We start from the raw sequence: 13,195 nt of genomic DNA, 5'->3' as shown, positions 1-13,195 counted from the left end.
GCGGACGCGCCGACCCCTGGCCGGCGGTGCTCACCCCGCGAGCCGCTCCACGAGTCCAGGCCTGCCCGGCCCCACCCGGCACGGGTATGTGAACCCGACGCCGCGAACGACGAGCCTCGTGCCCCGGCGGACACACCTGACGCGGGCCCGACCGGGCCCACCCGCGAGCCGCCCCACCAGCCCACGCCCGCCCGGCCCGCCCCCGGCACAGACTCGTGAACCCGACGGCCGCGAACGGCGAGCCCCCGTGCCCCGGCGGACACACCCGTCGAGGTGTGAGTCGCGGCCCGGCGGATGCGTCCGGTGTGGGACGGGGACTGCTCAGCCCGCGTCCGGCAGGGAGCGGCCCGGGCCGGTGTCCCCGGCGCGGGGCGGGGGGCCGGAACCCGGCCGGTCCGAACCGGGGGCGTCGGCACCCGTGCCGTCCGGGCCGGGGCCGTCCGTGTCGGGGCGGGGCTGGGGCAGTACCGGCTGGAGGGCCAGCATCCGCTCCACCAGGCGCAGGAACATCGCCGCGTCGCGTATCAGGTCGTCGGCGTCCCGGCTGCCCGCCGCGCCCTGGATGCCCGCCTCGGCCCGCGCGCGGCGTGCGGCGCCGGAGGCGAACAGCGCGCTCCAGTCGGCGAGCTCGGGCGCGATCTCGGGCAGGACTTCCCAGGCGCTCCGGATGCGGGCCCGGGCCCGCGGGGTGGTCTCGGGCCGACCCCGGGCGGCGAGCACGGCGGCTGCCGTGCGCAGGGCGGCGAGGTGGGCGGTCGCATAGCGCTCGTTCGGTGTCTCGAGGACGGTGGCTTCCTCGAGGCCGGCCCGGGCCTGGGCGAGCAGGCCGAGGGCGGCGGGCGGGGCGGACGTCCGGCGGAGCACGGGGTGCACGTCGCTCGCCGGGCCGGTCAGTGAGGGTGCAGGGCCGGCTGCGCGGGGCCGCCGGGCGGCGGCTGCGGACGAGTGGGCCATGACGATCCTCCTGTCGTCTCCGTGACGGCACGCTCTGTGACGAGGTGCCGTATGTGCCCATCGTGAGGTATGCCACTGACAATCCGTTCTGACCTGCGCTTTTGCCTCGATCGTAGGTTCGGGTTAGTTTTTGCACTGACCAGTCAGTTCAAAAATGGTGAGGGGTGAGGCGGCGTGGACGGTCCGCACGGGCTCGCGGTGGAGGCCCGCGACTTCGGGCTGAGGGGACCACGCGGCTGGGTGTTCCGCGGCGTCCGCGTCGACGCGGAGCCCGGCTCGCTGATCGCGGTGGAGGGGCCGTCCGGGTCGGGCCGCACCTGCCTGCTGCTCGCGCTCACCGGACGGATGAGGCCGACCGACGGCACGGCGGTCGTGGGCGGACTGCGACTGCCCCGGCAGATGTCCGCCCTGCGCCGGGCCAGCGCCCTCGCGCACGTACCGGGTGTCACCGATCTGGAGCCGGCCCTGACCGTCGCCGAGCACCTGCGCGAGCGGGCGCTGCTGCAGCGCCGCTTCGGCGACTCGGTGCGCGGCCTGCTGCTCCCGCGCGCGGAGCGGGCGGCGAAGGGACGGCTCCTGACCGACGCGGCACTGGCGGCGGCCGGTCTCGACCTGGAGACGCTGCCCAAGGGGCCGCGTACCGCCGTACGGGACATGGAGCGCACGGAGGCACTGCGGCTGTCGATCGCCCTGGCCTTGATCGGCCGCCCCCGGCTGCTCGGTGTCGACGACACCGATCTCAAGCTGTCGGCCGCGGAGCGGGGCGAGGTCTGGTCCCTGCTGGCATCGATCGCCGCGTCCGGCACGACGGTCGTGGCGGTGTGCAGCGAGGCGCCCGCGGACGCGGTGACCCTCTCCACCGGCCCGGACACCGAGACGGACGGCGACACCGAGACGGACGGCCCCGGGACGGACGACACCGCCGACGACAACGCGACGAAGGAGGACGCCGATGCGCTCGCCGAAGCTGGCCGCGCTTGAGCTCAGGCGCTTCGGGCGCGGACGGCTGCCGCGGGCCGCCCTGGTGGCGCTGCTGTTGCTGCCCCTGCTGTACGGCGCCCTGTACCTGTGGTCGTTCTGGGACCCGTACGGCCGTCTGGACCGCATACCCGTGGCGCTGGTCAACGACGACCGGGGAGCCACCGCGGACGGCCGCACGCTCACGGCGGGTGACGACATCACCGCGGGGCTGCGCGAGAGCGAGGTCTTCGACTGGCACGAGGTGAGCGCCGCCGAGGCCCGGCGCGGCGTCGAGGACGGCACCTACTACCTGTCGCTCACCATGCCCGGGGACTTCAGCCGCCGCATCGCCTCCAGCGGGGGCGACTCGCCCGAGACCGGCGCCCTCCAGGTCCGTACGAACGACGCCAACAACTACATCGTCGGGCAGATCTCGCGGACCGTCTTCGCCGAGGTGCGCGAGGCGGCGTCCAGCAAGGCCTCGCGGTCGTTCCTCGACCGGATCTTCATCTCCTTCTCCGACATCCACGGCGAGACCGTGAAGGCGGCCAAGGGCGCGGACGAGCTGAAGGGCGGCATCGGCAAGGCGGAGAAGGGCGCCCAGGACCTCGCCGACGGTCTCAAGGACGCCGAGGACGGCAGCGGCGACCTGTCCAAGGGGCTGAAGAAGCTCGACACCAAGGCGGGCGACCTGGAGAAGGGCGCCAAACAGGTCGCGGACGGCACCGAGAAGCTCGCCGAGAAGGTCAACGGCGCGGCCGGCCGGGTGGGCCCCTTCCTGGAGGACAACGAGAAGACCATCGGCGAGACCGCCCGGTTCGTCGCCGACTCCTCCGGCGCGCTCCGCGAGAACCTGGACGCCCTGGTCGAGAAGGCCCCCGCCGCGGCGAAGGACGCCCGCGCGGAGTCCGACACGCTGGCCGAGGTGTACCGGACGCGCTGCGAGGACACGGCGCTGCCCGACGCCGCCTGCCCCGACCTCGAGAAGGCCAGGGACGCGGCGGCCGCCGTGGCGACGGTCGCCGAAGACGTCAGCGGCCTGGTCACCGACCGCGAGGAGGAGCTGAAGAAGCTCGACGGGAACCTGTCCGCCCTCGAGAAGCAGGCCCAGGCCCTCGCCGAGCGCGCCCCGAACCTCTCCGAGGACCTCGACGACGCCGTCAAGAAGGTCAACGACCTGAACACGGGCGCGGGGAGGGTCGCCGACGGCGCCGAGAAGCTCCACAAGGGCATCGGCACGGCCAAGACCGGCGCGAAGGACCTGGACGAGGGCGTCGGCAAGCTCCGCACCGGCGCCGACGACCTGAACGGCGGCATGTTCAAGCTGGCCGACGGCTCCGAAAAGCTGGCCGGCGGCCTGCACGACGGTGCCGGGCGGATCCCCGACTACGACGAGAAGGAGCGCGACGAGCGCACCGGGGTGATGGCGGACCCGGTCCGGCTGGCCTCCGAGTCCCTGCACCAGGCGCCCAACTACGGCACCGGTTTCGCCCCGTACTTCATCCCGCTGTCCCTGTGGGTGGGCGCCATGGTGGCGTACATGCTGATCCCGCCGATGAACCGGCGGGCGCTCGCCGCGGGGGCGTCGGCCTGGCGGATCGCCCTGGCGGGCTGGCTGCCGGTGGCGGCGCTCGGGGTGCTGCAGACGGCGGCCCTGATGTCGGTGCTGCACTGGGCGGTCGGTCTGCAGATGGCCCGGGCGGCCGGGACGGTGGGCTTCCTGCTCCTGGTGACGGCGTGTTTCGCGGCGATCGTGCAGTGGCTGAACGCGCGCTTCGGGGCGGCGGGCCGCATCCTGGTGCTCGCGCTGCTGATGCTCCAGCTGACGTCCGCGGGCGGCACGTACCCCGTGCAGACCAGTCCGGGCTTCTTCAACGCGCTGCACCCCTTCCTGCCGATGAGCTACGTCGTCGAGGCCCTCAGGAGGCTCATCACGGGCGGCGGTCTCGAACCGGTGTGGCACGCGTGCGTGGTGCTCGCCGCGTTCACCGCGGCGGCGCTCGCGCTGACCGCCCTGTCGGCCCGCCGCCGTCAGGTGTGGACCGTCGACCGGCTGCACCCGGAGCTGACCCTGTGACCCCGGCGGGCCCTGCGGTGACGTACCGGGGGCGGGTGCTGTGACAATCGGGACCATGGAAAGCAGCAGCGCCACCTCGCACGGCAGCGGCCGCCGCGAGGCCACCCGGCAGAAGCTCTACGAGGCGGCCGTCACCCTCATCGCCGAGCAGGGCTTCTCCGCCACCACCGTGGACGAGATCGCCGAACGCGCCGGGGTCGCGAAGGGCACGGTGTACTACAACTTCGCCAGCAAGTCCGTCCTCTTCGAGGAGCTGCTGCGGCACGGTGTCGGTCTGCTGACCGCATCGCTGCGGGAGGCGGCCGAGCAGGCGGCGCGCGAGGGACGGGGCCGGGTCGACGCCCTGGACGCGATGATCCGCGCGGGGCTCGTCTTCATCGACCGCTACCCGGCCTTCACCCAGCTGTACGTGGCCGAGCTGTGGCGCACCAACCGGGCCTGGCAGTCCACCCTGCTGGTGGTCCGCCAGGAGGCCGTCGCGGTGGTGGAGGGCGTGCTGCGCGACGGCGTGGCGGGCGGAGAGTTCAGCGACGAGATCGACGTGCCGCTGACCGCCGCCGCCCTGGTCGGCATGGTCCTGGTGGCCGCGCTGGACTGGAAGTCGTTCCAGCCGGAGCGCTCCCTGGACGACGTGCACTCGGCCCTGTCCCGGCTGCTCCAGGGGCGGGTGAGCGGCCGCCCCTGAGGCGCCGCGCACGAAGAGCGCCGGTCCGTGGTGGCCGCGTCCCCCGCGGGCCGCCGTCGGACCGGCGCCTTCTCGTACTCCCCCGTACGTCCCCCCGTCGGAACCCCCGTTCTCGGTCGTTCCCCCCGGGCTCCCCCGTGCCTCGCTCCCGCCGACCGCGGCCGGCGGAAGGAGCGGATCGCGGGCCCGGCTCCGTTCCGGCACCCCGTGTCGCCGGTGCCGGAGCCGTGCCCCTCTCCGTGCCTCCACTCTCTCGTTCACGCAGGTCGGCCCCCATCCGCGCGGGTACTCATCTGATGGAGTAGGTACACGTACTCAGACGTGCGCACCCCGGCTCACCGCGGCGGTCCGCCGACCGGTCACGCGCGCGCCCGTACCGCTACTCAGGGGACGGACCCTCGGGCCGGGATTGTCGGTGGCGGCGGATAAAGTCGCCGGCATGGCACGGATTGCGGTGATCGGCGCCGGGATGGGCGCGATGGCGGCCGCCGCCCGGCTGGCCGTCGCGGGCCACCGGGTGGCGGTGTACGAGCGGACGGCGACGTACGGCGGGGCCCTGCGCCGCTTCGAGCGGGACGGGTTCTCCTTCGACACCGGCCCCGGTCTGCTGCCGCTGCCCGCGGTCTGGCGCGATCTGTTCGTCAAGACCGGCAAGGAGCCGCTGGAGTCCCGCGTCGAGCTGGTCCAGGTCGACCCGTCCGCACGTCACGTGTTCGCGGACGGCACGGACGTCTCGCTGCCGAATGCCTCGCGGGCCGGTGTCCTCGCGGCCCTGGACGCCGCGCTCGGCCCGGACGCCGGGCGGCGCTGGGGCGACTTCCTGGTGCGGGCCCGGGAGACCTGGGACCGCACGCGCCGCCCGCTCCTGGAGGAGCCGCTCTGGCCGAACTGGGAGGTGCTGGCCGAGCGCGAGCCCTACCCCGCGGTCCCGCACAAGCGGCTGCTGCGCACCCGCCGGGCCGGCACGCTCGCCGAGGTCGGCGCCTGGGAGCTGCGGGACGCGCGGCTCGCCGCACTGCTGGAGAGCCACGCCCTCGCCCACGGCCTGGACCCCAGGACCGCCCCGGCCAACACCGCGGTGCTGCCGTACATGGAGTACGCGTTCGGCGTGTGGTACGTGCGCGGTGGCGGTCTGCGGGAGCTGGCGCGGGCGGTGTACGAGCGGTGCCTGGCCCGCCGCGTCGAGTTCCACTTCGGCGCCGAGGTCGCCGGAGTCGTCGAGAAGGACGGCCGGGTGGCGGGCGTGGAGCTGGCCGAAGGCGGCGTGGCGGAGGCGGAGTTCGTGGTCGCCGGGGTGGCGCCCGGGGTGCTGGAGAGCCTGTGCGGGGGATCGCCGGTGCGGGGCGACGGGGAGGTGCCGGCGCAGCGCGGCGGGGCGAGCCGGCTGACGGTGCTGCTGGCGCTGCGGGGTGGCCGCCCGGAAGGGACGGCGCACCGGACGGTGCTGCACGCCCCCGACCGCGAGGCCGAGTTGGAGGCGCTGTTCGGCACCACGCCCGGTATGGCCGCGCGGCCGACGGTCACGGTCCTGCGGCCCGAGGACCCGGCGCTGGTGCCGGGCCCGGACCACGAGGCGGTCACCGTGACCTCGGTGGTGCCCGCAGGCACTGGGGCGGACGCGGGCAAGCACCAGGAGCACGCCGAGCGCCTCGTCCAGGCCGCCGAGCGTGCGATACCGGACCTGCGCGACCGCCTCCTGTGGCACGAGGTGCGCACCCCGGCCGACGTGGCGGCGGCCACCGGCGCGGCGGACGGCGCGGTGCCGGTGCCGGCCCTGGCGGGCGTCGGCGGGCGCCTGCTGCACCCGGCGAACAGCACGCGCATCGAGGGCCTGTTCACGGTCGGCGGCTGGTCGCACCCCGGCGGCGGCCTGCCGCACGCGGGCATGTCGGGCGCGCTGGTCGCCGGACTCGTCGTGGAGGGACCGGAGTTCCGGGGCTCCCAGTGAGCGGCCGGCGCCCGGTCGCCGGGCGCCGAAGGCACCGTCAGAAGCGGTACTGCTCGTCGTAGCCCTGGCTCTGGCCCTGACCCTGCGGCTGCTGGCCGTCGCCCTGGTACGGGTACGTCTGCTCCGGCGGGAGTTCGCCGCCGTAGGGGTCGTCGGTGCTGCGCTGCTGCGGCACCCAGACCCCGCCGGCCGGGGTCTCACCGCCGTAGCCGCCGGTCGTGCCGGTGGCGTACGGATCCTGCCCGTAGCCCTGCTGGCCGTACTGCTGCCCGCCCGACGTGTCATAGCCGCCGGTGTCGTACGACGCCTCGCCGTAGGTGTGGGTGCCGATGTACGGGTCGGAATAGGCGGCGTACTGCTGCTGGCCGCCGGTGTCGTACCCGTAACCCTGCTGGGGGTGGCCCGAGTAGTCGTAGGCGTAGGACGGGTCGGCGCCGGGCGCGGCGGCGGCCGGGGTCTGCTGGTCGTGTCGGTAGCCGGTGTCGCCGTACACACCGTAGGAACTGGTGTCGTCCGGCATGGGCAGCGGCTCGTAGACGGCGGTGGTCTCCGCCGCGCTCGGGTCGGCGGGGCGGGCCGGGGTGAAGACGTCGTCGCGGTCGTAGTCGTCGTGGCCGTACGAGGGGCCGCCGTCGCCCTGCGCGTGGTCGTCGTCGTAGGCGTCACGGTCGCCGTAGGCGTCGTGGCCCGGACCGGCCGCCTCGAGGCCGGAGACCTCCAACGTCGGTTCCTGGCGGCCGCGTTCGGGACGGGCGCGCCTGCCGACCAGGCTCGCCGGGGCGTTGACCGCCCAGCCGGCCTCGAAGCCGCGGCGGAAGGACAGGGTCACGTAGGTCTGGCCGACCGCGAAGGCGGCGGCGCCGAGACCGATGACGATCACGTTGGACAGCAGCACACCGGCGACGACGCCGACGAAGCCGCCGAAGGCGAGCAGCCGCCAGCGCAGCCGCGCCTTGTACTGCAGCAGCACCTCACCGAGCAGCCACAGCGCGACGATACCGAACGCGATGTAGAGGACCGTCCAGCCCATGTACGCCCCTCTCCCAGTGGCCGCAAGGCAGTGTGTCGTAAGTATGTGCGGCCGGTCTAGGCCCGCGGTGGGTGGTGCAGGCCCAGGTTCTCGTAGATTTCCAGCGTCGCCGTGGAGTTGTTGAGCGTGATGAAGTGCAGTCCGGGGACACCCTCGGCCAGCAGCCGCGCGCAGAACTCCGTGGCGAAGTCGATCCCGATCGAGCGTACAGCCGCCGGATCGTCCTTGGCTGCGAGGATCCGCTCTTTCAGCTCGGCCGGGAACGAGGCGTTGCTGAGCTTTGGCAACCTCTCCAGCATCTTCACACTGGTCACCGGCATGATCTCGGGGATGACCGGGGTGTCGCAGCCGGCCGCGCCGACGCGGTCGCGCAGGCGCAGGTACGACTCGGGCTGGAAGAACATCTGGGTGATCGCGTAGTCCGCGCCGGCCCGGCACTTGTCGACGAAGCGCGCCACGTCCGTGTCCCAGTCGGCGGAGCGCGGGTGCATCTCCGGGAAGGCCGCGACGCCGACGCAGAAGTCGCCGGACTCCTTGATGAGTTCGACGAGTTCGGCGGCGTAGGTCAGGCCCTCGGGGTGCGGGACCCACTCGCCCATCGGGTCGCCGGGCGGGTCGCCGCGCACGGCCAGCATGTTGCGGATCCCGGCGTCCGCGTACTGGCCGATGATGTTGCGCAGCTCAGCGATGGAGTGGTTGACCGCCGTGAGGTGGGCGACGGGGGTCAGTGTGGTGTCGGCGACGATCTGCTGGGTCTCCTTGACCGTGCCCGCGCGCGTGGAACCGCCGGCGCCGTAGGTGACGGAAACGAAGTCCGGGGCGACCGCCTCGACCCGCCTCAGCGCGCTCCACAGGTTCTTCTCGCCCTTGGGCGTCTTCGGTGCCGAGAACTCGAACGAGTACGTCGTCTTGCCGGTGGCGAGCATGTCACGCACGGTGCGTGCGCGATCAGTCCTGGTGGATGCGGTTCCGAGGGCCATACGGGCAGGTTAGCCAGGGGGTGGCGGTCACCCAACCGGATGCGGGATATTTGTCCGCATTGTCGAGTTGTTGTCCACCCCTTGGACACATGCCCGCGGCACCCACAGCACACCTAGGCCTCCCGCAGCCGCTTGGCGAACTCGGCCGCCGCCGCGCCCGGGTCGTCCGCCGCGGTGAGCGCCCGGACGACGACGACGCGGCGGGCACCGGCCTCCAGCACCTCGTCGAGGTTGCCGAGGTCGATGCCGCCGATGGCGAACCAGGGGCGGTCGGTGCCCAGGGACGCGGTGTACCGGACCAGGTCGAGGCCGGGTGCGTGGCGGCCGGGCTTGGTGGGGGTCGGCCAGCACGGGCCGGTGCAGAAGTAGTCCACACCGTCCTGGACGGCCGCGGCGGCGGCCTCGGACTCGGCGTGGGTGGAGCGGCCGACGAGCACGTCGTCGCCGAGGATCGCGCGGGCGGCGGGCACCGGGAGGTCGCCCTGCCCGAGGTGCAGTACGTCGGCGCGGGCAGCGTGGGCGACGTCCGCGCGGTCGTTGACCGCGAGGAGCTTGCCGTGGCGGGCGCAGGCGTCGGCGAGGACCTTCAGGTGCTCCAGTTCCTCGGCCGCCTCCATGCCCTTGTCGCGCAGCTGCACGATGTCGACGCCGCCGGCCAGCACCGCGTCGAGGAACTCGGGCAGGTCGCCCTGGTCGCGGCGGGCGTCCGTGCACAGGTAGAGCCGGGCGTCGGCGAGCCGGGCGCGTGCGGTCGCGGCGGTGTCGGGCATGCGGGTGTCCCCCCAGGTGTGCGGTGTGCGGCCCGCGGTGGGCCGCACACCTCGGCTAACGGACTGCGACGCCCTGCGACTCCCGGACGGAGCTTCGCAGGGATACGCCGCCCAAGGTACGACGCGGCGGTGGCGCCGCCACGAGGCGGACCCCCGGCGCCCGGGGTATCAGATCAGACGGCGAGCGCCTGGGCGCGGCGCTTCACCTCCGTGCCACGGTTCTCGCTCAGCGCCTGCGCGGGGGTGCCGGGCAGGGACTCGTCGGGCGTGAAGAGCCACTCCAGCATCTCCTCGGCCGTGAAGCCGTCGTCCCGCAGCAGCGTCAGGGTCCCGACCAGGCCCTTGACGACCTTGTCCCCGTCGATGAAGGCCGCCGGGATGTGCAGTGCGCGGTTCTCGCCGCGGCGTACGGCGATGAGCTGGCCTTCCTTGATCAGCTGGCGCACGCGGGTCACCTCGACGCCGAGCATCTCGGCGATGTCGGGAACGGTGAGCCAGGCAGGCACGAGAGCATCGATCTTTGCGTCAATCTCGGTCACGCCTCAAGCCTGCCATCTGGCACTGACAGTCGGAAACCGGACTACGCCGTGGCCGCCTTCAGCGGCTTCGCCGGGTCGGTCAGCAGCCGCGGATCCATCGCCGTGCCCGCCTGGATCAGCCTCCTGCCCTGCGCCAGGTCCCGGGGGCGGCCCACCGCCAGCAGGGCGACCAGGTGGTCCTCGCGCAGCCAGCAGACCGTCCAGGCGGCGGACGCCGGGTCGCCGCGCCACAGGGTCGCGTCGGCGGCCGTGTGGTGACCGGCGTACTGCACGAAGCGGCCGAACTGCTCGGACCAGAAGTACGGCACCGGATCGTAGGCCTCGGGGACCTCGCCGGCGGCGGCGCCGACGATGTCGGCGGCGACCGTGCGCGGGCCCTGGAGGGCGTTGTCCCAGTGGTGCACCAGCAGCCGCTCCCCGTAGCGGCCGGAGGGGAAGGACGCGCAGTCGCCGACCGCGTACACGTCCGTGGCGGACGTGCGCAGGCGGTCGTCGGCCACGACCTCGCCGTGCGCGCCGAGGGCGATCCCGGAGCCGGCCAGCCAGGCGGTGGCGGGCCGGGCGCCGATGCCGACGACGACCGCGCCGGCGGGCAGCCGCGAACCGTCGTCCAGGACCACCACGTGACCGGACTCCCCGGGTCCTTCGCCGGGCTCGACGCGCTCCACGCGCGCGTGCGTGCGCAGGACGGCGCCGGCTTCCGCGTACCACCGCGCCATCGGGGCGGCGACCTCGGCGGGCAGTGCGCCGGCCAGCGGCCGGTCGGCGGCCTCCACCACGGTCACCGCGCAACCCGCCTCCCGCGCGGCGGTCGCGAACTCGGCGCCGATCCAGCCCGCGCCGACGACCACGATGTCGTGCTGCCGGGCGAGCACCGGGCGCAGCCGTTCGGCGTCGTCCAGGGTGCGCAGCAGGTGCACGCCGGGCACGCCCTCGGCGCCGGGCAGCCGCAACGGTTCCGCGCCGGTCGCCAGGACCAGGCAGTCGTACGGCAGGGGTCCCTCGGACGTGTCGAGGACGTGCTCGGCGGGGCGGACGCCCAGGGCCTCGCAGCCGAGCCGCAGGGTGATGCCGAGCGCCTCGAAGTCGACGTCGAAGGCGGAGCCCTCGGCGGTCCCGAGCAGGACGGCCTTGGACAGCGGGGGACGGTCGTAGGGCTGGTGCGGCTCGGCGCCGATCAGCGTGACGGGGCCGGTGAAGCCCTGCTCGCGCAGGGCGACCGCGGTCTGCACCCCCGCCATGCCCGCGCCCACGACGACCACGCGGCGCTCCGGGGTCCGCTCCTGCGTCTGCTCGCTCACCTGATCACCTTAGACACCCGGCACATCGCCGGTCAGTGCTCGTGCGCGGTGACCTGCTCCACAACGCTCGTCCCGCTGCCCCGCTGCGACTCCCACTCCCAGGTCTCGTCCAGCCGCACCCGCCCGTCCGACAGCTCCACGACGGTCGACACGCAGTGCCCCGACGACGTGCTGCCGTCGGCCTTGAGCTGCACGTACCGGAAGTCCAGGCGGTCGCCCTCCCGGGTGCCCACGAGGTGGCCGCGCACGACGTCACCGCCCGCGTACTCGGCCCACACGGCGCCGTCCTGCTCGTGGTAGGTGAAGCGGGTCCGGGTGCCCACCTGGCCGGGCGCCTGGTCGGCGACGGGGGCGAGGACCAGACCGTCGAGCGAGCGTGCCACGGGCGGAGGCTCCCTTACGAGTGCGATGTGCTGCGGGCTAGGGTGGCCAACGTAAGGCACTCGCGGGAGCCCGGACGCACCGGGCTGAGAGGGAGGCTGGCGGCCTCCGACCGTACGAACCTGATCCGGGTCATGCCGGCGAAGGGAGGGGCTGGACGCCCATGTCGTCACCACCGCACTCGTCGTCCCGTACACCTGACGTCCTCGTCGTCGGGGGTGGGATCATCGGCCTGGTCACGGCGTGGCGGGCCGCGCAGCGCGGGCTCGCCACCGCCCTGGTGGACCCCGAACCGGGCGGTGGCGCCGCCCAGGTGGCGGCCGGAATGCTGGCCGCCGTCACGGAACTGCACTACGGCGAGCAGACGCTGCTCGCCCTGAACCTCGCCTCGGCCCGCCGCTACCCGGAGTTCGCCGCCGAGCTGGCGGACGTCACGGGCCATGACCTCGGTTACCGCCGCTGCGGCACCCTCGCCGTGGCGCTGGACGCCGACGACCGCGCCCACCTGCGGGAGCTGCACGCGCTCCAGCAGCGTTCGGGCCTGGAGTCCGAGTGGCTGTCGGGGCGTGAGTGCCGGCGCCTGGAACCGATGCTCGCGCCTGGCGTGCGCGGCGGGCTCCGGGTGGACGGCGACCACCAGATCGACCCGCGGCGCCTGGCCGCCGCGCTGGTCGCCGCCTGCGAACGCGCGGGCGTCGTCCTCCACCGGGTGTGGGCCGACCGGCTCACCGTCGGGCACGGCGGCGAACGGGCCACGGGGATCGTCACCGCCGACGGCACCGTGCTGGCGGCCGGGCAGGTGGTGCTGGCGGGCGGCAGCCTGAGCGGACGGCTCACGGGCGTGCCTCAGGACGTACTGCCGCCGGTGCGGCCGGTGAAGGGGCAGGTGCTGCGGCTGACGATGCCGCGGGCGCACGGGCCGCTGCTGAACCGGACGGTGCGTGCCGTGGTGCGCGGCAACGCCGTCTACCTGGTGCCCCGGGAGAGCGGCGAGCTGGTCGTCGGCGCCACCAGCGAGGAGCTGGGCTGGGACACGACGGTCACCGCGGGCGGCGTCTACGAGTTGCTGCGCGACGCCCACGAGCTGGTCCCCGGCATCACCGAGCTGCCCCTGACGGAGACCCGCGCGGGTCTGCGCCCCGGCTCCCCGGACAACGCCCCGCTGCTCGGCCCGACCGCCCTGGACGGCCTGCTGCTGGCCACCGGCCACTACCGCAACGGCGTCCTGCTGACTCCCGTCACCGGTGACGTCATGGCGCACGCCCTGGCCACGGGGGAGCTCCCGGAGGAGGGCCGTCCCTTCACGCCCCGCCGCTTCGGCGCCGACCCCGCGGTTCCCGCACTCCCGCAACTCTCGGAGCAGTCCGCATGAACATCTCCGTCAACGGCGAGCCGCGCGAGGTGGCTCCCGGCACGGCCCTGGACGCCCTGGTGGGCACGCTCACCACGGCGCCGTCCGGAGTGGCCGCCGCACTCAACGAAACCGTCGTCCCGCGCGCGCGGTGGGCCGCCACCGCGCTGGCCGACGGCGACCGCGTCGAAGTCCTCACCGCTGTGCAAGGAGGCTGAC

13 protein-coding genes and 1 riboswitch are annotated in these 13,195 nt (G+C 74.1%); of the genes, 6 read left to right on the top strand and 7 right to left on the bottom strand.

Annotation, left to right across the window (positions count from 1 at the left end; translation table 11 throughout):
- Positions 1-321: 321 nt before the first annotated feature.
- Complete coding sequence (locus KUM03_RS28660; RefSeq protein WP_217252828.1) at positions 322-954, bottom strand: SAV_6107 family HEPN domain-containing protein; 633 nt, start codon at positions 952-954, stop codon at positions 322-324.
- Positions 955-1,128: 174 nt separating this feature from the next.
- Between KUM03_RS28660 and KUM03_RS28655 the strand changes: the two genes are divergently transcribed.
- The 4 genes from KUM03_RS28655 to KUM03_RS28640 all read left to right on the top strand — a co-directional run bounded on the left by KUM03_RS28655 (position 1,129) and on the right by KUM03_RS28640 (position 6,624).
- On the top strand, positions 1,129-1,935 hold the full coding sequence (locus KUM03_RS28655; protein WP_217252825.1) for an ATP-binding cassette domain-containing protein: 807 nt from the start codon (positions 1,129-1,131) through the stop codon (positions 1,933-1,935).
- Positions 1,907-3,991: a YhgE/Pip domain-containing protein gene (locus KUM03_RS28650; protein ID WP_217252822.1), complete on the top strand. Its 2,085-nt coding sequence runs from the start codon at positions 1,907-1,909 to the stop codon at positions 3,989-3,991. Before KUM03_RS28655 ends, KUM03_RS28650 begins: the two co-directional genes overlap by 29 nt.
- A gap of 55 nt (positions 3,992-4,046) precedes the next feature.
- Complete coding sequence (locus KUM03_RS28645) at positions 4,047-4,676, top strand: TetR/AcrR family transcriptional regulator (protein WP_217252820.1); 630 nt, start codon at positions 4,047-4,049, stop codon at positions 4,674-4,676.
- Between the two features lie 439 nt (positions 4,677-5,115).
- On the top strand, positions 5,116-6,624 hold the full coding sequence (locus tag KUM03_RS28640; RefSeq protein ID WP_217252818.1) for an NAD(P)/FAD-dependent oxidoreductase: 1,509 nt from the start codon (positions 5,116-5,118) through the stop codon (positions 6,622-6,624).
- Positions 6,625-6,661: 37 nt separating this feature from the next.
- Here the strand turns inward: KUM03_RS28640 and KUM03_RS28635 are convergent, their stop codons facing one another.
- The 6 genes from KUM03_RS28635 to KUM03_RS28610 all read right to left on the bottom strand — a co-directional run bounded on the left by KUM03_RS28635 (position 6,662) and on the right by KUM03_RS28610 (position 11,627).
- The gene (locus KUM03_RS28635) at positions 6,662-7,654 is read right to left on the bottom strand and encodes a hypothetical protein (protein ID WP_217252816.1); all 993 of its coding nucleotides are present in this window, start codon (positions 7,652-7,654) and stop codon (positions 6,662-6,664) included.
- Between the two features lie 56 nt (positions 7,655-7,710).
- Positions 7,711-8,634 (bottom strand): methylenetetrahydrofolate reductase [NAD(P)H], encoded by a 924-nt coding sequence (metF, locus tag KUM03_RS28630; protein ID WP_217252813.1) that lies wholly within the window; start codon positions 8,632-8,634, stop codon positions 7,711-7,713.
- A gap of 113 nt (positions 8,635-8,747) precedes the next feature.
- Entirely contained in the window at positions 8,748-9,404 is a 657-nt protein-coding gene (gene thiE / locus KUM03_RS28625; protein ID WP_217252811.1) for a thiamine phosphate synthase, read from the bottom strand.
- Positions 9,405-9,577: 173 nt separating this feature from the next.
- Positions 9,578-9,943, bottom strand: coding sequence for an Rv2175c family DNA-binding protein (locus KUM03_RS28620; protein ID WP_073722049.1), 366 nt, complete (start codon positions 9,941-9,943; stop codon positions 9,578-9,580).
- A gap of 41 nt (positions 9,944-9,984) precedes the next feature.
- The gene (locus KUM03_RS28615; protein ID WP_217252809.1) at positions 9,985-11,244 is read right to left on the bottom strand and encodes an NAD(P)/FAD-dependent oxidoreductase; all 1,260 of its coding nucleotides are present in this window, start codon (positions 11,242-11,244) and stop codon (positions 9,985-9,987) included.
- 32 nt (positions 11,245-11,276) lie between these two features.
- Positions 11,277-11,627, bottom strand: a complete 351-nt coding sequence (locus tag KUM03_RS28610) for a hypothetical protein (RefSeq protein ID WP_217252806.1) — start codon at positions 11,625-11,627, stop codon at positions 11,277-11,279.
- 52 nt (positions 11,628-11,679) lie between these two features.
- Positions 11,680-11,791: riboswitch (TPP riboswitch) on the top strand.
- On the opposite strand from KUM03_RS28610, the gene thiO reads away from it, so the two are divergent.
- Complete coding sequence (gene thiO, locus KUM03_RS28605) at positions 11,789-12,997, top strand: glycine oxidase ThiO (RefSeq protein ID WP_217252804.1); 1,209 nt, start codon at positions 11,789-11,791, stop codon at positions 12,995-12,997. Its footprint overlaps the riboswitch before it by 3 nt.
- Positions 12,994-13,194: a sulfur carrier protein ThiS gene (gene thiS, locus KUM03_RS28600; protein ID WP_217252801.1), complete on the top strand. Its 201-nt coding sequence runs from the start codon at positions 12,994-12,996 to the stop codon at positions 13,192-13,194. Before thiO ends, thiS begins: the two co-directional genes overlap by 4 nt.
- Position 13,195 lies beyond the last annotated feature (1 nt).

Origin of the sequence: Streptomyces sp. AC602_WCS936 (assembly GCF_019049125.1) — a bacterium.
Lineage (GTDB): Bacteria > Actinomycetota > Actinomycetes > Streptomycetales > Streptomycetaceae > Streptomyces.
This window is presented reverse-complemented; position numbering and strand designations above follow the sequence as displayed.

What these genes read in the sequence shown, in the direction of transcription:
- KUM03_RS28645 (WP_217252820.1), top strand. Translation starts at nt 4,047, where the DNA reads ATGGAAAGCAGCAGCGCCACCTCGCACGGCAGCGGCCGCCGCGAGGCC.
- thiO (WP_217252804.1), top strand. Translation starts at nt 11,789, where the DNA reads ATGTCGTCACCACCGCACTCGTCGTCCCGTACACCTGACGTCCTCGTC.
- KUM03_RS28660 (WP_217252828.1), bottom strand. Translation starts at nt 954, where the DNA reads ATGGCCCACTCGTCCGCAGCCGCCGCCCGGCGGCCCCGCGCAGCCGGC.
- KUM03_RS28635 (WP_217252816.1), bottom strand. Translation starts at nt 7,654, where the DNA reads ATGGGCTGGACGGTCCTCTACATCGCGTTCGGTATCGTCGCGCTGTGG.
- KUM03_RS28650 (WP_217252822.1), top strand. Translation starts at nt 1,907, where the DNA reads ATGCGCTCGCCGAAGCTGGCCGCGCTTGAGCTCAGGCGCTTCGGGCGC.
- thiE (WP_217252811.1), bottom strand. Translation starts at nt 9,404, where the DNA reads ATGCCCGACACCGCCGCGACCGCACGCGCCCGGCTCGCCGACGCCCGG.
- thiS (WP_217252801.1), top strand. Translation starts at nt 12,994, where the DNA reads ATGAACATCTCCGTCAACGGCGAGCCGCGCGAGGTGGCTCCCGGCACG.
- metF (WP_217252813.1), bottom strand. Translation starts at nt 8,634, where the DNA reads ATGGCCCTCGGAACCGCATCCACCAGGACTGATCGCGCACGCACCGTG.
- KUM03_RS28640 (WP_217252818.1), top strand. Translation starts at nt 5,116, where the DNA reads ATGGCACGGATTGCGGTGATCGGCGCCGGGATGGGCGCGATGGCGGCC.